Consider the following 16,332-nt stretch of genomic DNA (forward strand, 5'->3'; position numbering starts at 1 on the left):
GCGGGGGTGGATCAGGTGCGAGGCGACGGGGAAGTTCTCGTCGCGGTGCCCCTTGCCGGAACGGGTCGCGGTGGCGGATTCGAGGGTGCTCATGCGAGGTACCCCGCCTCACGGAACCACGTGATCGCGTCCGACAGGCCCTCGCGGTAGGGCCGGGCCGTGTAGCCGAGTTCGGCGCGCGCCTTCCGATCCGAGAAGAACATCCGGTACCGCGACATGCGGATGCCGTCGATCGTCGCGAAGGGCTGGTTTCCGGTGACCCGGGCGGCGAGCTGGGCGAAGAACGCGACGGGATAGACCACGGCCCGCGGCAGGTTCACGGTCGGCGGCTTGCGCCCGACCATGCCGGCGATGTCGGCGAGCATCTGCGACAGGAACACGTCCTCGCCGCCGAGGATGTAGCGCTCGCCCACCCGCCCCTTGCGGAGCGCCAGGAGATGGCCGTGGGCCACGTCGTCCACGTGAGCGAGGTTGAGCCCGGTATCCACGAAGGCCGGCATCTTGCCCAGCGCCGCCTCCTGGATGATCCGCCCGGTGGGCGTCGGCTTGACGTCCCGGGGGCCGATCGGCGTCGACGGGTTGACGATCACCGCCGGCAGGCCGTCGCGGGCGACCATCTCCTCGACCACCCGCTCGGCCACGACCTTGCTGCGCTTGTAGGCGCCGATGGCGGTCTCGGGCGTCAGCGGCATGGTCTCGTCGGAGGGCGTGACGCCGTCGGCCGGCGGCCGGATCGTCGCGACGCTCGATGTGTACACGACCCGCTCAACCCCGGCCTCCAGCGCCGCGCGCATCATCAGGCGCGTGCCGTCGCGGTTGGTGCGGACGATCTCTTCCATGTCCGGCGCCCACAGCCGGTAATCGGCCGCGGCGTGGATCAAGTAGCGCTGGCCGCGCATCGCCGCCGCCACGGCCGCCGGGTCGCGCATGTCGCCCTCGGCGATCTCCACGTCGGTCCAGGTGAGGTTGCGGCGCGGGCTCGACGCGCGCACGAGGATGCGCACCGGGAAGCCGGCCCGGCGAAAGACGTCGACCAGGGCTGAGCCGAGGAAGCCGCTCGCGCCGGTGATCAGCACGGGACCGACCTCGGAGGGGCCGGAAGATGGGGCCTCTGCCATCACGGATCTGGAGAATTACCGAACAACCAGCGCGGCCGGGGATCCCCAGCTGCGCCGCGCTTGTGTCATCGAACCGCCCGAGCGGCAAGCCGCGGTGCCCGTCGACGGATCCGGAGACCGATCGTGGCCGCCCCGCCGTACGCTCGCAGAATCAGGCCGGGGCGGCGCTGCCCCCGCGCGGTCTCCGGCACGAGCCCGGCCACGAGCCCGGCAGCGTGGCGCGCCAGCTCCGAAGCCCGCTTCGGCGCCGCACCGGGATGCCTGAAGCGCGCGGCGAACTTGCCAGAGCGGCAAAAACCGACTATGCGCCGCCCCTCGCGTTCGCTCCGGCCGGGGGCTGAACGGACAATGCTGCTCGCGGCATAGGGATCTTGTCGGATCCCGTCGTCCGGTGTCTCCGCCTTCGATCAACCGCTCGGGCCTGAAAATCGGCTCGAAGGGCTTGGCGCCGAGCGTCTCGCGAGATGAACCGGCCCGACTCAGCCGCCCTCCGGCGGCCGGGCTCCTTTTGACGATGAAAGGCCCGATATGCCTCTCTACGAGCATGTGCTCTTAGCCCGCCAGGACGTGACGTCCCAGCAGGTCGAGACGATGATCGACACCTACAAGGGTGTGATCGAGCAGAACGGTGGCCGTCTCGAGAAGATCGAGATGTGGGGCGTGAAGTCCCTCGCCTACCGGATCAAGAAGAACCGCAAGGCGCATTTCGCGCTCCTCAACATCGATGCCCCGCCGGCCGCCATCGCCGAGATGGAGCGCCAGATGCAGATCTCCGAGGACGTGCTGCGCTTCATGACCATCCGGGTCGAGGAGCTCGATTCCGAGCCGTCCGCCATGATGCAGAAGCGCGACCGCGACGACCGCAAGGATCGCGAGCGCGGCCGTCGTCGGGATGACGAGGGCTTCGGTGGTGGCGGCTTCGGCGGCGACCGGGGTGACCGCGGCGATCGCGGTGACCGCGGCGAGCGCAGCTTCGGCGGGGAGGGCTAACCCATGGCTTTCGGTGCTGGTGCAGGCGGCGGACGCCGTCCCTTCTTCCGTCGTCGCAAGACCTGCCCGTTCTCCGGCGCGAACGCGCCGAAGATCGACTACAAGGACGTCAAGCTCCTCTCCCGCTACGTGTCGGAGCGCGGCAAGATCGTCCCGTCGCGGATCACCGCGGTCTCGGCCAAGAAGCAGCGCGAGCTCGCCCAGGCGATCAAGCGTGCCCGCTTCCTCGGCCTGCTGCCCTACGTGATCAAGTAGGTCACCGAACCGACCGGCCCGGCTCTCGCCCGGGCCGGTCCTCACAGAGGGCGGCGCGCGCCGCCCGATCGTTGGGGCGTATCCGTGCCTCTAACCCTGCCGCACCGGCAGCGGGACAGCGGAATTCATGGCACAGCATATCGGCATCGGTATCGGCGCGGGCCTCGTCTCGGCACTCCTGTTCGGGGTGCTTCTGAAGGCGACCCCCCTCGCGATCCTGCTCTACCTCGTGGCACCGCTGCCGATCCTGATCGTCGGCCTCGGCTGGAGCCATAAGGCCGCCCTCGTGGCGGCGGCCACCGGCAGCCTCGTGCTGATCCTCGTGATCGCCCCGTTCATGGGGCTCGCCTTCGCGGCCTACATCGCCCTCCCCGCCTGGTGGCTCGCCTACCTCACGCTCCTCGGGCGCGAGACGCAAGCCGGCCTTGAATGGTACCCGACCGGCCGCCTGCTCGGCTGGATCGCCGCCACGGCCGCCCTCGCCTTCATCGCCATCGCGGTCCTGTCCTCGCCGAATCACGCGGCCTTCGATGCACAGCTGCGCGGGCTCGCGCAGACGCTGGTGCAGACACGCATGCCTGCAACCCGCAGCCCCGCCGAAACCCGACGCGCCGGTGCGCCGGCGACCGGCTCCGACGCCGCCGGCCAGGACGCCGCCGGCCAAGACAAGGCTGGACAGGACGCGGGCGGACAGGACGCGGCGGCCGCGCCCGAGCCGGCGCCGCAGACCGGTGACGATCAGGCCGACGTGACGCGGACCGAGGTCGCGGATGCCCTCGCCCGGGTGGTACCGGCCTTGGCGGCGAACGGTCTCGCGCTACTGCTGGCCTTCTATCTCTGGGCCTCGGCCCGGATCGTGAAGATCTCGGGCCGCCTGCCGCGGCCCTGGCCGGACATCCCCTCCACCACGATGCCGCGCTCGACGCTCGCGGCGCTCGCGGCCGCCGTCGCGATGTGCTTCGCCCCCGGCTATGTCGGCGTCTTCGGCGTCGCGCTGGTCGGAGCCTTCAGCGCGGCCTTCGCCCTTCAGGGACTCGCCGCCTTCCACGACCGTTCCCGCGGCCGGCCCGGACGCGGGCTGATGCTGTTCGGCATGTATCTGATCCTGTTCGTGACCCAGGGTATCGCCCTGGTCGCCCTCACCCTGTTCGGCCTCGCCGATACAGCCCTCGACCGCCGGCGTCCCAAGGACAGCCCGGCGCCGTGAGACCCCGGCCTCAGCGGCCGACCACCTGAAGGAGAAAGACCATGGAAGTGATCCTGCTCGAGCGCGTGGCCAAGCTTGGCCAGATGGGCGAGACCGTGAATGTCCGCCCGGGCTTCGCCCGCAACTTCCTGCTCGCCCGCGGCAAGGCTCTGCGCGCGACGGAAGCCAACAAGAAGCATTTCGAGGCCCAGCGCGCCCAGCTCGAGGCCCGCAACCTCGACCGCAAGAAGGACGCCGAGGCCGTCGCCGAGAAGCTGAACGGCCAGAGCTTCGTCCTGATCCGCCAGTCGGGCGAGACCGGCGTGCTCTACGGCTCCGTCTCGACCCGCGACCTCGCCGAGGTCGTCTCGAAGGAGGGCTTCACGGTCGACCGCGGCCAGTTCACCCTGAACCAGCCGATCAAGACCCTGGGTCTCCATAAGGTCCCGGTTGTGCTGCACCCCGAGGTCGAGGTCGAGATCACCGTCAACGTCGCCCGCAGCCCCGAGGAGGCCGAGCGTCAGGCCCGCGGCGAGTCGGTCACCGAGCGCGAGGCGTTCAACCTCGACGACCTGGGTCTCGAGGTCGGCATGGCGCTGGCCGATGCCGGCGAGGGTGCCGACGACCGCGGCTGATTTCTTCCGCGGATGGTCCGACCGGCTTCGGGGCCGGTCGGACGTGCGGGACATAGCGGGCCGGGTACCGGACCGGGCCACGTCCTAGGCCGGGCGCCGGACGCGCCGCGTTCGGGCTCGGCTGGGAACCGTCCCCAGCCCTGTATACCGGTGAACACTGGGGACGATTGCCCCCGAGACTTGACACGTTCCAGTTTTGTTCCAGCATGGACGCCCGCCGCTCGCGAGAGTCGGCGGGCGTCCGCTTTTCCGCGCCCCGGCCCGGGAGAACCGGCCGTCGGCTAAGCTTCGGTAACCATACCGAGGCCAAGGTCGTGCGGTGTGATCCTGGCGCGCCCGCCGCGGCGCCTGATACGGAGTCGTCCGCCGATGGCCCTGCCCAATGCGCTCACGGCCAAGCTCGAAACGGTCCAGGCCGAGTACCGCGTCGCCCCGCACAACATCGACGCGGAGCAGGCGCTGCTGGGCGCGATCCTGGTGAACAACGACGCCTATTACCGGGTGTCGGACTTCCTGCTGGCCGAGCACTTCATGGAGGATGCCCACCAGCAGATCTTCACGGTGGCGGCGTCCCTGATCAAGGCGGGCAAGCTCGCCACGCCCATCACCATGAAGACCTATCTGGGCGACGCCGATTTCGGCGGCCAGACGGTGATGCAGTACCTCGCCCGGCTCGCCGCCGACGCCACCACGGTGATCAATGCCGGCGAGTACGGCCGCACGATCTACGACCTCGCCATCCGCCGCCGGCTGATCACCATCGGCGAGGATCTGGTGAACGGCGCCTACGAGGCGCCCGTGGAGCAGGCGCCGCGCGACCAAATCGAGGAAACCGAGCGGCGGCTCTACGAACTGGCCGAGGCCGGACGCTATGACGGCGGCTTCCAGAAGTTCTCCGACGCGCTGACCGCCGCGGTCGACATGGCCGCCAAGGCCTATCAGCGCGAGGGCAAGCTCTCCGGCATCGCCACGGGCCTCAGCGATCTCGACGCCAAGATGGGCGGCCTCCAGCCCTCCGACCTGATCATTCTCGCGGGCCGCCCGGCCATGGGCAAGACCTCGCTGGTGACCAACATCGCCTTCAACATCGCCAAGGCCTATCGCGGCGAGAAGCAGGCGGACGGCACGACCAAGACCGTGAATGGCGGGATCGTCGGGTTCTTCTCCCTCGAAATGTCGGCCGAGCAGCTCGCCACCCGTATCATCGCCGAGCAGTCGGGCGTCCCCTCCTACAAGATCCGCCGCGGCGACATCCGGCCGGAAGATTTCTACAAGATCACCGATGCCGCCCGCGACATGCAGACGATCCCGTTCTACATCGACCAGAGCGGCGGCATCTCGATCGCCCAGCTCGCCGCCCGGGCCCGGCGCCTCAAGCGCCAGAAGGGGCTGGATCTGCTGATCGTCGATTATCTCCAGCTGTTGTCGGGCTCCGGCAAGCGCAGCGACAACCGCGTGCAGGAGATGACCGAGATCACCACGGGCATGAAGGCGCTCGCCAAGGAACTGGCGGTGCCGATCATCGGCCTGTCGCAGCTCTCGCGTCAGGTGGAGAACCGCGACGACAAGCGCCCGCAGCTCGCCGACCTTCGCGAATCGGGCTCGATTGAGCAGGACGCCGACGTGGTGATGTTCGTGTTCCGTGAGGAATACTACGTCGGCAACAAGAAGCCCCGCGAAGGGACCGAAGAGTTCTTCGCCTGGGAAGCCGAGATGCAGCGCGTCCACGGCAAGGCCGAGGTCATCCTCGGCAAGCAGCGTCACGGCCCGACCGGCACGGTGGAGCTGCAGTTCGACGCCAACATCACCCGGTTCTCGAACCTCGCGCAGACGGATCGGATCCCCGAGCAGATGTGACGGCGCGGGCCGCTCGCGGGTCCGGCCTCGGGACGGCACGTCGGCCGTCCCGATCGCCGACATCCGCGCGCGAACCATCGCCAAGCCCGGCCGTTGTGGGACAACAAGTGTCCCGCCGCGGCAGGAGCGACGATGAGCGAGCAGACCCCTCCGAAGATGCCGTACTGGCACGTCTACACCGATGCGGAGGGGGTGAGCCGCCAGGAGCTGTTCCATCTCGAGCGCTTCAAGTTCGAGGGGATCAACCCCGAGACCGCGCCGCAGTGGAACGACAAGATGGATCCGGCCCCGTCGGTCGTGACCTTCACGGTCCTGCCGGTCGGGTGGGTGGGCGAGTGGCACGAGAATCCGCGGCCGCAATGGATCGCCATCCTCTCGGGGCGCTGGTTCGTCGAGACCATGGACGGCCACCGGGTCGAGATGGGCCCGGGCGAGCTGATGATGGGCGAGGACCAGAACACGAAGGCGCGGGACGGCAAGAAGGGCCACCTGTCCGGCACGGTGGGCGACGAGCCCTGCACCATGATCGTGACCGGCCTGCAGGTCGAGCCGACCGTCAATCAGCCCGGCCGCTTCAAGTAGGCCCGGTCTGATGGAGGGCTTCGACCTCACGCAGCCGCGCTTCAAGGCCTACATCCTGCCGAACGCGCCGCTGGAGAAGCTCGCCGAGGGGTTCCGCTGGACGGAGGGCCCGGTCTGGTTCGGCGACCGCGACGAGCTGCTGTTCTCGGATCTCCCGAACAACCGGGTGATGCGCTGGTCCGACTCTGCCGGCCTAAGCGTCTACCGGGCGGCGAGCGACTTCGAGAACGGCCATGCCCGCGATCGCCAGGGACGGATGCTGTCCTGCTCGCATCGCGGCCGGCGCATCCACCGCACCGAACTCGACGGAAGCATCACCAGCCTCGTGGAGCGCTACCGGGGGCGGCGGCTGAACTCGCCCAACGACATCGTCTGCAAGTCGGACGGGACGATCTGGTTCTCGGATCCGCCCTACGGCATCCAGACCGACTACGAAGGCGGCAAGCAGGATTCCGAGCTGCCCGCCGCAGTCTACCGGTTCGACCCGCGCGACGGCTCGCTGCGGGTGGTGGCCGACGATTTCCAGGGACCGAACGGGCTGTGCTTCTCGCCCGACGAGCGCAGGCTCTACATCGTCGAGACCGGCCTGCAGTTCGACACCGACCCGCTCCAGCACGTCCGCGTGTTCGACGTCGGCGAAGACGGCGGCCTGTCCGGGGGCGCCGTCTTCTGCACGATCGCGCCGGGCAATGCCGACGGGATCCGCTGCGACGAGCATGGCAATCTCTGGTCGAGCGCCGGGGACGGGGTCCACTGCATCGACCCGGGCGGCGAGCTGGTCGGCAAGATCCGCGTGCCCGTGACGGTCGCCAACCTGACCTTCGGCGGCCGCAACAACAGCCGCCTCTTCCTCTGCGCCTCGCAGGCGCTCTACGCGATCTACGTGAACGTGCGGGGGGCTCCTCTCCTGTGAGCGGGGTGCGGGCGCTCATCGGGTTCGGCCGCACCGTCGCGGACCTTGCCGTCACGGAAGCCTTCTACCGGGACGGACTCGGCTTCGCGCGGATCGCGCCGCCGGAACCCCTGCCCCCCGCGCAGGCGGAAGCGATGGGACTCGGGGACAGGCGCGCGACGCAGCTGCGCATGCGGCTCGGCGCGCAGACCGTCACCTTCCTCACGGTGGATCCGCCCGGTGCGCCCTACCCGGCCGATCCGGCGGCGACCGACCCGTTCTTCCAGCATCTCGCGATCCCGGTCCGCGACATGGCGGCCGCGATGGCGCAGCTCGCGCCGCTATCCCCGATTCCCATCAGCCGCGGCGGTCCCCAGCGCCTGCCGGAATCCACGGGGGGCGTGACCGCCTACAAGTTCCGTGACCCCGACGGGCACCCGCTGGAGCTGATCGTCTTTCCCGGCGGCCCCCCGGCCGACCGCTGGCGCGAGGCGCCGGGGCTGTTTCTGGGGATCGATCACTCGGCGATCACCGTCACCGATCTTGAGGCGACCCTGGCCTTCCTGACCGGCCCCCTCGGTCTCACGCTGGCGGAACGCGGCCTGAATCAGGGCCCGGAACAGGCACGCCTCGATGGCCTGGACGATCCGCAGGTCGATGTGCTGGCGCTGGAACCGCCGGAGCCGGCGCCGCACGTGGAACTGCTGCATTATCGCGTGCCCGCCACCGAACGGCGGCTCGTCTTCGGGCCCGCCGACCGGGCCGCGACCCGCTATGTTTTTGGAGCGACTGATTTAGATCGCCTGTTCGCGACGGACCGTCCGGAAAGCCCGCGCTTGCGAATCTCCGCCGATCGCACGGCGGCCTACTGTAGCGGGCCGGGCGGCCACGGTTTCCTGTTCCTCCGGAATTGAGGACGCAGCGCCGACTTGCTCGCCATCGTGGAGCAGGTAGGCTCTATTCGTAGATTCCGTGAGCGAGCGCCATCATGCGCATCAGCGTCGAGGCTGCCGGAGGCCGCCTTCCGCAACTTATCGAAGCCGCCGCACAGGGCGAGGACGTGATCCTTTCCCAGGCAGACCGGCCCGTAGCCCGCATCGTTCCCATTACGACGTCTTCGTTCCGCGTCGGCATTCTGCCTCCGCTTGCCCTGGGGCGAGGACCGGATTGGCTCGAACCGATCCCTGAGGACGAGATCGCGCTCTGGGAAGGCGATCTTTGACCGCCGTTCTCCTCGATACGCATACTTGGGCATGGAGCCTGACCGACGATCCGAGGCTATCGGCCCGCGCGCGGGCGGCGATCACCGGCGCGGGATCGGTTGAAGTCAGTCCCATCTCGTTCTTCGAGATCGCGCAGAAGGTGCGTCTCGGAAAATGGCCCCAGATGGCCGCGTATGTCGATCAGCTCGTCGCTCTCCTCGATCAGCAAGGCGGCCGGGTCGCCGACTTGCTGCCCGCCATCTGCCTCACCGGTGGCACGATGGACTGGCACCATCGTGATCCGTTCGACCGCCTCCTCGCCGCCACCGCACTCCACTACGCGTATCCGCTGATCTCCGCAGACACCGTCTTCGACGGTATCGTGGAGCGGATCTGGTGATCCTCCGCCGGGCTTGACGCGTCGCCCCTCCGGCGTCCAATCCGGCCGCCCCGGAGGTGAGACTGATGCCGTTCCTCGCCCTGCCCTTTCCGGCCATCGATCCTGTGGCGCTCGCGATCGGGCCGATCACGATCAAATGGTACGCCCTCGCCTACATCGCCGGCCTGATCGGCGGGTGGTACTACGCGCGCCGCCTCGTCATGGCCGACAGCCTCTGGGGCGTGGTGAAGCGCCCGCAGGTCGTCGACATCGACGACCTCGTCGTCTGGGTGGCGCTCGGCGTCGTGCTCGGCGGCCGGATCGGCTACGTGCTGTTCTACAATCTCCCGATGTACATCGCCGATCCGATGGAGATCCTGGCGATCCGCAACGGCGGCATGTCGTTCCACGGCGGCTTCATCGGGGCGATCCTGGCCTTCCTGCTGTTCGCGCGCGGCAAGGGCCTTAACGGCTACACGCTCCTCGATATCGGCGCGGTGGTCGTACCGATCGGCCTGTTCTTCGGCCGGATCGCCAATTTCGTGAACGGCGAACTCTGGGGCCGCGTGGCGCCGGACTTCCCCTACGCCATCGTGTTCCCGAGCGGCGGGCCCGTGCCCCGCCATCCGAGCCAGCTCTACGAGGCCGCCACAGAAGGTCTGCTGCTGTTCATCGTGATGGCGGTGAGCGTCCGCCGGTTCGGCTTCCGCAAGCCAGGCCTCCTCGGCGGCATCTTCGTCCTCGGCTACGCCCTGGCGCGGACCTTCTGCGAGTTCTTCCGCGAGCCGGACCGCCAGCTCGGCTTCCTGTTCGGCGACCATTTCGGTCCGATGGGCGGCGGCGTGACCATGGGCATGCTGCTGTGCGTGCCGATGATGGTCGTCGGCCTCACCTACATCGTGCTGGCCGGGACCGGCCGGACGCGTCCGCGCCATCCGGTGGCGACACCCGCCGCCGAGGCGGACCGCAAGGCGGCCGTCGAGGCGTGAGCCCCCTCGGAGCCGAGATCGCGGCGCTGATCCGCCAGAACGGGCCGATCGGCGTCGATCGCTACATGGCCCTGTGCCTCGGCCATCCGGTCCACGGCTACTACCGCACCCGCGACCCTCTGGGCGCCCGGGGCGACTTCACCACCGCGCCCGAGATCAGCCAGATGTTCGGCGAGCTGATCGGTGCCTGGAGCGCCTATGTCCACGAGCTGATGGGACGACCCGATCCGCTGGTTCTGGTGGAGCTGGGGCCCGGCCGCGGCACGCTGATGGCGGACGCGCTGCGGGCGTTGCGGGCGGCGCGCCCGGGAATGCGCGTGGCGCCGCAACTGGTGGAGACCAGCCCGGTCCTGCGGGCCGCGCAGGAACGCCTCCTCGCCGGGACCGGCGCGGCGTGGCACGCCGACATCGAGTCGCTGCCTCCGGGTCCCGCGATCATCCTGGCGAACGAGTTCTTCGACTGCCTGCCGGTGCGCCAGTTCGAGCGCCGGCCGACGGGCTGGCACGAGCGGCAGGTCGGCCTCGATCCGCAGGGCGGCCTCGCCTTCGGGCTGTCGCCGGAGCCGACCCCCGGCCTCGACGCGGACGGCCCGGACGGGGCGCTCATGAGCGTGCCGACGGCCGGGCTCGCGCTGATGCGCAGCTTGGCGCGGCGTCTGTGCACCCAGGGGGGCAGCCTGCTGGCCATCGATTACGGCCATGTCCGACCGGGCTTCGGCGACACCCTCCAGGCCCTGTCGGGGCATCGCTTCGCCGATCCACTGGCCGCGCCCGGCGAGGCGGATCTGACGCATCATGTCGATTTCGCCGCCCACGCGAAGGCGGCGCAGGCCGAGGGCGCGGCGATCCATGGGCCGGTGGACCAGGGCGACTTCCTGGCCGCCCTCGGACTCGGCGCCCGTGCCGAACGTCTGAAGGCCCGGGCCAATGCGGCGCAATCCGCCGCGATCGACGCGGCAATCACCCGCCTCACGGATCCGAGCCGGGGCGGGATGGGCAGCCTGTTCAAGGTGATGGCGGTGAGCGGCCCGGCCCTCGGACCGCTCCCGGGGTTTCCGGCGGCCTGAGCCGCCGGGCCGATTCCTCGGCCCCGCAGGGGGCCGGATTCGGTCAGCCGAAGGAGCCGAAGCCGGAATCCGTCTGGGTGGACGGCCGCGGTGTCGGCGGTGCAGGCGGGTTGAGGTCGGTCGGGTCGAAGGCGGCGGGCTCTCCCGTGACGGGGTGGGCGGGCGCGCTCGGGATCCGGGGCTCTTCAGCCTCGGGCGTCTCGGGCAGGACGTCGGTCTCGATCCCTCGTGACATTGCGATCCTTCTCAAGGCGGAGCCGGATCGGCTCCATACTGCAATGCAGCAAGAATCTGACGGTTGAACGACATCGTCAAGGGTCCGCCCTTGCGCTATCGGGGCGCGATACGAGCAACCGCGAGGCCGACCGTGACCGCAGGCATGATCATCGAGGCGCCGGAACTCTCCGCGCATGCGGGCGTGCGCCACGCCTTCTTCACCCGCGTCGGCGGGGTTTCGGACGGCCTCTACGCGTCGCTCAACGGGGGGCTCGGCTCCCAGGACGTGCCGGAGCGTGTCGCCGAGAACCGGGCGCGGATGTGCGGCCGGCTCGGCCTGCCGCCGGATCGGCTCGTCAGCCTGTACCAGGTCCACTCGGCCGATGTCGTCACCGTCGAAGCGCCCTTCGCGGCGGCGGAGCGGCCCAAGGCCGACGCCATGGTGACGCGGGTGCCGGGCCTGGCGCTCGGTATCGCCACGGCGGATTGCGGGCCGATCCTGTTCGCGGATCCCGAGAACGGGGTCGTCGGTGCCGCCCATGCCGGCTGGAAGGGCGCCCTCACCGGCGTGATCGGCGCGACGGTGGCGGCGATGGAGGCGCTCGGCGCGCGGCGGCAGCGGATCGTCGCCGTGCTGGGCCCGACGATCGGGCAGGCTTCCTACGAGGTCGGCCCGGACTTCATCACCCGGTTCCGATCCGACGCCCCCGGCATGGAGCGCTTCCTCGCGGCCGGCACGCGGCCCGGACACGCGCAGTTCGACCTGCCGGGCTTCATCCTGGCCCGGCTCGCGGAGGCCGAGGTCGGGGAAGCCAGCGCGCTCAACCTCTGCACCTACGCGGATCCGGAGCGGTTCTACAGCTATCGGCGGACCACGCATCGCGGCGAGGCCGATTACGGCCGCCTCATCTCCGCCGTGACGCTCGTCCCCTGACGGCGCGGTCCGCCACCGGACACGGGGGTGCGACACTTTGTCGATGCACGGGCGAGAAAAAAGCGTAGCCGTGAATGAACCTTGGCCATTCGCCCGCGTTGGGGGGTCAAGGTGCCGGGGATAAACGGCGGGTTGCCATAAGGGGCCGCGAATGCGGTCGGCGACACCGCGGAGCGCAAAGCAGCCCTGGAACCGCTGGAACGCAGCCAGATCCGGTTACGCCCCCGTCCGGCCACGGTCGGGGCGGACCACCAGTGAGGACCAGATCATGAAATCCCTGCTCCGTGTGACCACGGCCCTCGCGGGCGTCGCCTTCGCCGGCTCGGCCTTCGCCGCCGACCTGCCGCGCCGCGCCGCCCCCCCGCCGATCTTCACCCCCGTCCCGGTCTTCACCTGGACCGGCGCCTATTTCGGTATCAACGCCGGCTACGCTTTCGACGCCAGCGACCGCAACACCGGTTCCAGCTTCGGCGTGCCCTTCCCCTACGCCGCTCCCGGCACCGTCGCGACCTTCCGCAACCGCAGCCAGGACGGCTTCTCCGGCGGTGGCCAGGTCGGCTACAACTACCAGTTCACCCCCGGCTCCGGCATCGTCATCGGCGTCGAGGCCGACGCCCAGTACCTCGACTTCGGCCGCAGCCGGAACAACGCCTTCATCTCCGGCGCGCTGGCCCCCGGCTACTACGTCACCGACCCGCGCGGCCTCTCCAGCCTCGACTTCTTCGGCACCGTCCGCGGTCGTCTCGGCTACGCCTTCGACCGCACCCTGATCTACGGCACCGGCGGCTTCGCCTACGGCTCGGGCAGCGCCGACCGCTCCTTCGGCGGCTATGCCGGCAACGACAGCTTCCGCACCGGCTGGGCCGCCGGCGGCGGCATCGAGTATGCCCTTCCCACCGACTCCTTCCTGAACTTCTTCCGCTCGTCGGCCGTGACGCTCAAGGTCGAAGGCCTGTACGTCAATCTCGACCGCGGTACCCGCAACCAGGGCGCGCTCGTCGTCAACGCCGCCAACAACTTCCCCGTCGTCTACAGCGGCGTCGGCCGCCGCTCCGACGAGTTCGCCGTCGTCCGCGCCGGCCTGAACTACAAGTTCGGCACCTTCTAGGATTGCGCGACGGCGCGGCTACGGCCGCGTTCGGGATCCGCCTCTGGGAAGCCCGGCCGAAAGGTCGGGCTTCTCGTTTTTCGCGGCCGGCGGATGAAGTTTTCGCAATCCCCCTGACAAAGCGTCGCCGCGCACCCATGTCGTGTCTGCCATGCGGCGCGTTCGGGCCCGCGGGTGAGATTCGAGGAGGACGACTCCATGAACAGCGAAGAACGCGACGTCATTTCGGGCATCTTCCAGCGGCTGGAGCAGGCGCAGACCCAGCCCCGCGACGCGGAGGCGGAGCGCTTCATCGCCGACAAGATCCGCGCCCAGCCCTACGCGCCCTACGCGATGGCGCAGCTGATCTACGTCCAGGAAGAGGCGATCAAGAGCCTGAACCAGCAGCTGGAGCAGGCGCGCAGCCAGGCGGCCTCTGCGCAGCCCTCGGGCGGCGGCGGCTTTCTGTCGAGCATCTTCGGCGGCGGCAGCCAGCGCCAGGAGCCGCAGCCCGGCTACGCACAGCAGCGTCCCGCCGGACAACCCTGGGGCAATCAGGGCGGCGCCCCCCCGCAGGGCTATCCCCAGCAAGGCTACCCGCAGCAGGGGGGCTATCCCCAGCAGGGCGGCTATCCCCAGCAGGGCGGCCCGTGGGGCGGTCAGCCGCAGGCGCCGGCCCGCGGCGGCGGCTTCATGGCGACGGCGCTCCCCATGGCGGCGGGCGCGGCCGGCGGCATGCTCCTGGGCAGCGCCCTGTCGAACGCCTTCGCGGGCGGCCATTCGAGCCTCGGCAGCGCTGCGGCCGCCGGCCTGGGCGGCGGTGCCGGCGAGACCGTGGTCAACAACTACTACGGCGACGGTGGCAACCAGGATCTCGGAGCCGCCCTGGACAACAGCGGCGGCGACCTGGGTAGCTTCCAGGACGCGAACTACAGCGATCCGGGTGGCGATTTCGGCGGCGACCTGGGCGGCGGCGACGACAGCGACTGGACCTGATCGTCCAGCCCCGGCTCAGCCCCCAAAGAAAGAGGCCCGGTCGCGTCAGGCGCGGCCGGGCCTCTTCGTATCCGAAGATGCAGCTTTCGTGATGCCGACGACGTCAGGCGCTCACAGGACTTCGACGCGTGTTCCCACCGGCACGCGGTCGTAGAGGTCGACGACGTCGTCGTTCATCATCCGGATGCAGCCCGACGAGACCGACTGACCGATCGTGTGGGCTCGTTGGTGCCGTGGATCCGGTAGAGCGAATGAGCCGAGATACAGGGCCCGCGCCCGAAGGGGATTCTCCGGCCCGCCGGCCATGTGGCGCGGCAGGTCGGGCCGGCGGGCGAGCATCTCCGCCGGCGGTGTCCAGTCCGGCCACTCAGCTTTGCGGCTGACGGTCTTGAGACCGCTCCAGGCGAAGCCGGGACGGCCGACGCCGATCCCGTAGCGGAGGGCGCGCTGGCCGGCCTGCACGAGGTAGAGATGCTTGCCGGCGGTATCGATGACGATCGTCCCGGGCTTCTGCGGCCCCGCGAACGGAACCTCCTGGCGCTGGAATTCCGGCGCGACCGCACGAGCGATCCGGGCGGGATCCGCCTGGGATGCTCCGTAGGCGGCCGCGGGCGGCGCGCCGTAGGGCTGAGCCGCACCGTAAGCCTGTCCATAGGATTGTCCGTATGCCTGAGCGGCCTCCGGTTCGGCCGGCACCAGCTCCCCGGAATAGGCCGCGACCCGCTGGGACGTCGCCGCCCGCTGCGGGGCCGCGGAGCGCTGCGGCCAGCCGCGGCCGCCGCCCCCGGCGCTGCCGGTGACGAGGTACTCGATCAGGCCGCCGCCGTAGCCGCCCTCGGCGTAGCGCGCCTGCTGCGCGCGCGCAGGCCCGCACAGCACGAAAGCGGCCGCGGCCGCCGCCATTCCCAATCGGACCGAACCCCGCATCGTCGCATGCTCCCGAGCCGGCGCCCAAGCGCCCGGCCCGCGAACGATCCCGCGGCATTTTACCGAATCAGGTGAAGGAACGTGGTGAATCGCGCCGAGGCCGCGGTCTCTCCCCGGCCCGTCGGCGGCAGCGTGAATCGCCGGTTAACCGTTCATCGCAGCCCGCCGCGCCTTCGGGAAGGAGCCCGGAACGCTCGGAAAAAGCTTGGCAGTCACAGTCCGCTAACCGATGTGGTAGAGAGTTGCGTCGACGGAACCCGAACGCCCACGCCCGGACGATGACCCAGAAGCGCTATCGCATCGAAGACAGCCTCGGGATTCCCGCGGCTCCCCAGCCTGGTCCGGGCTCGATCGCCTCGAACGAGCGACTCGAAGAAATCTTCAGCGCCATCCAGGACTTGCGCCGCGTCACGCAGATGAGCGCCAGCGAGACGATCGAGTCGTGCCGGCGCGAGCTGCACGAAGCGCTCGCGATGCGCACGGAACTCGACGTGATGAAGGAGGCGATCACCCGCACCAAGTCGGAGCTGGCGACGCTGCATCGGACGGAGAATACCGGCAAGGGCATGCGCCGGGCGGCCGACGAACTCGACGCCGTGGTCGATTCGACGGAGCGCGCCACGACGCAGCTCCTCGGGGCGATCGAGGAGATCGAGAGCCACGCCGGCATGCTCAACGCCGCGACGCTGCCGCCCGGGCTGAAGCAGCACGTCGACGTGATCCTCGAGCGCGTGATCACCGCCTACGAGGCCTGCAACTTCCAAGACCTGACCGGCCAGCGGATCACCAAGATCGTCGGCGTGATGAAGTTCATCGAGGAGCATCTCGACCGGCTGATCGCCACGTGGTCGGAGCTCGACAGCTTCAAGGAGCTCATCACCGTCATGCCGGTGCCGACCTCCCTGGACGACGAGAGCTCGCTCCTGAACGGTCCGAAGCTCGACCACGATCCCGGGCACGTCGAACAGAGCGACATCGACTCGCTGTTCGACTGATCCCCGGTCCGGGCGCGCGATTTTT

At 69.7% G+C, this 16,332-nt stretch carries 19 protein-coding genes and 1 pseudogene; 16 read left to right on the top strand and 4 right to left on the bottom strand.

Going from position 1 to position 16,332, the window contains the following annotated elements; all coding sequences use genetic code 11:
• Together I53_RS34840 and hpnA are read right to left on the bottom strand one after the other, a co-directional pair.
• Positions 1-93: pseudogene (locus tag I53_RS34840) on the bottom strand (squalene synthase HpnC); the annotation flags it as partial.
• Positions 90-1,118, bottom strand: coding sequence for a hopanoid-associated sugar epimerase (gene hpnA / locus I53_RS03875; RefSeq protein WP_043346872.1), 1,029 nt, complete (start codon positions 1,116-1,118; stop codon positions 90-92). The gene hpnA and the pseudogene I53_RS34840, both read right to left, overlap by 4 nt.
• Positions 1,119-1,646: 528 nt before the next feature.
• Here hpnA and rpsF point away from each other — a divergent pair.
• From rpsF to I53_RS03935, 12 genes are all read left to right on the top strand, one after another.
• Positions 1,647-2,108, top strand: a complete 462-nt coding sequence (gene rpsF / locus I53_RS03880) for a 30S ribosomal protein S6 (protein ID WP_020090632.1) — start codon at positions 1,647-1,649, stop codon at positions 2,106-2,108.
• 3 nt (positions 2,109-2,111) lie between these two features.
• Positions 2,112-2,363 (top strand): 30S ribosomal protein S18, encoded by a 252-nt coding sequence (gene rpsR / locus I53_RS03885; RefSeq protein ID WP_007561044.1) that lies wholly within the window; start codon positions 2,112-2,114, stop codon positions 2,361-2,363.
• Positions 2,364-2,490: 127 nt separating this feature from the next.
• Positions 2,491-3,570 (top strand): DUF2232 domain-containing protein, encoded by a 1,080-nt coding sequence (locus I53_RS03890; protein WP_043346873.1) that lies wholly within the window; start codon positions 2,491-2,493, stop codon positions 3,568-3,570.
• A gap of 41 nt (positions 3,571-3,611) precedes the next feature.
• Entirely contained in the window at positions 3,612-4,184 is a 573-nt protein-coding gene (gene rplI / locus I53_RS03895; RefSeq protein ID WP_043346875.1) for a 50S ribosomal protein L9, read from the top strand.
• A gap of 369 nt (positions 4,185-4,553) precedes the next feature.
• Positions 4,554-6,041 (top strand): replicative DNA helicase, encoded by a 1,488-nt coding sequence (locus tag I53_RS03900; RefSeq protein ID WP_043346877.1) that lies wholly within the window; start codon positions 4,554-4,556, stop codon positions 6,039-6,041.
• 132 nt (positions 6,042-6,173) lie between these two features.
• Positions 6,174-6,623, top strand: coding sequence for a cupin (locus I53_RS03905; protein ID WP_043346879.1), 450 nt, complete (start codon positions 6,174-6,176; stop codon positions 6,621-6,623).
• A 10-nt stretch (positions 6,624-6,633) separates the two neighbouring features.
• A complete protein-coding gene (locus I53_RS03910; RefSeq protein WP_043346882.1) occupies positions 6,634-7,536 on the top strand; it encodes an SMP-30/gluconolactonase/LRE family protein in 903 nt (300 codons plus the stop codon).
• A gap of 5 nt (positions 7,537-7,541) precedes the next feature.
• A complete protein-coding gene (locus I53_RS03915; protein WP_251982210.1) occupies positions 7,542-8,429 on the top strand; it encodes a VOC family protein in 888 nt (295 codons plus the stop codon).
• Positions 8,430-8,503: 74 nt separating this feature from the next.
• On the top strand, positions 8,504-8,737 hold the full coding sequence (locus I53_RS03920; protein ID WP_043346886.1) for a type II toxin-antitoxin system Phd/YefM family antitoxin: 234 nt from the start codon (positions 8,504-8,506) through the stop codon (positions 8,735-8,737).
• Complete coding sequence (locus I53_RS03925) at positions 8,734-9,117, top strand: type II toxin-antitoxin system VapC family toxin (protein ID WP_043346889.1); 384 nt, start codon at positions 8,734-8,736, stop codon at positions 9,115-9,117. The genes I53_RS03920 and I53_RS03925 overlap by 4 nt, the downstream gene beginning before the upstream one ends.
• 65 nt (positions 9,118-9,182) lie before the next feature.
• Positions 9,183-10,085 carry a prolipoprotein diacylglyceryl transferase gene (lgt, locus tag I53_RS03930; protein WP_374701296.1) on the top strand — a complete coding sequence of 301 codons (903 nt, stop codon included), beginning with the start codon at positions 9,183-9,185 and terminating at the stop codon, positions 10,083-10,085.
• Positions 10,082-11,152, top strand: coding sequence for an SAM-dependent methyltransferase (locus tag I53_RS03935; protein WP_043346892.1), 1,071 nt, complete (start codon positions 10,082-10,084; stop codon positions 11,150-11,152). The genes lgt and I53_RS03935 overlap by 4 nt, the downstream gene beginning before the upstream one ends.
• A gap of 43 nt (positions 11,153-11,195) precedes the next feature.
• On the opposite strand, the gene I53_RS03940 is transcribed toward I53_RS03935, so the two are convergent.
• Positions 11,196-11,387 (bottom strand): hypothetical protein, encoded by a 192-nt coding sequence (locus tag I53_RS03940; RefSeq protein ID WP_043346894.1) that lies wholly within the window; start codon positions 11,385-11,387, stop codon positions 11,196-11,198.
• Between the two features lie 144 nt (positions 11,388-11,531).
• On the opposite strand from I53_RS03940, the gene pgeF reads away from it, so the two are divergent.
• From pgeF to I53_RS03955, 3 genes are all read left to right on the top strand, one after another.
• Positions 11,532-12,302: a peptidoglycan editing factor PgeF gene (pgeF, locus tag I53_RS03945; protein ID WP_043346897.1), complete on the top strand. Its 771-nt coding sequence runs from the start codon at positions 11,532-11,534 to the stop codon at positions 12,300-12,302.
• Between the two features lie 268 nt (positions 12,303-12,570).
• Entirely contained in the window at positions 12,571-13,410 is an 840-nt protein-coding gene (locus I53_RS03950) for an outer membrane protein (RefSeq protein ID WP_043346898.1), read from the top strand.
• Positions 13,411-13,608: 198 nt separating this feature from the next.
• A complete protein-coding gene (locus I53_RS03955) occupies positions 13,609-14,385 on the top strand; it encodes a DUF2076 domain-containing protein (RefSeq protein ID WP_043346900.1) in 777 nt (258 codons plus the stop codon).
• Positions 14,386-14,496: 111 nt separating this feature from the next.
• Here I53_RS03955 and I53_RS03960 read toward each other — a convergent pair whose 3' ends face one another.
• A complete protein-coding gene (locus I53_RS03960) occupies positions 14,497-15,288 on the bottom strand; it encodes a L,D-transpeptidase (protein WP_187294301.1) in 792 nt (263 codons plus the stop codon).
• Between the two features lie 302 nt (positions 15,289-15,590).
• Between I53_RS03960 and I53_RS03965 the strand changes: the two genes are divergently transcribed.
• Positions 15,591-16,307, top strand: coding sequence for a protein phosphatase CheZ (locus tag I53_RS03965; RefSeq protein ID WP_043346902.1), 717 nt, complete (start codon positions 15,591-15,593; stop codon positions 16,305-16,307).
• Positions 16,308-16,332: the final 25 nt, after the last annotated feature.

This window comes from Methylobacterium sp. B1 (assembly GCF_000333255.1).
GTDB classification, from domain to species: domain Bacteria; phylum Pseudomonadota; class Alphaproteobacteria; order Rhizobiales; family Beijerinckiaceae; genus Methylobacterium; species Methylobacterium fujisawaense.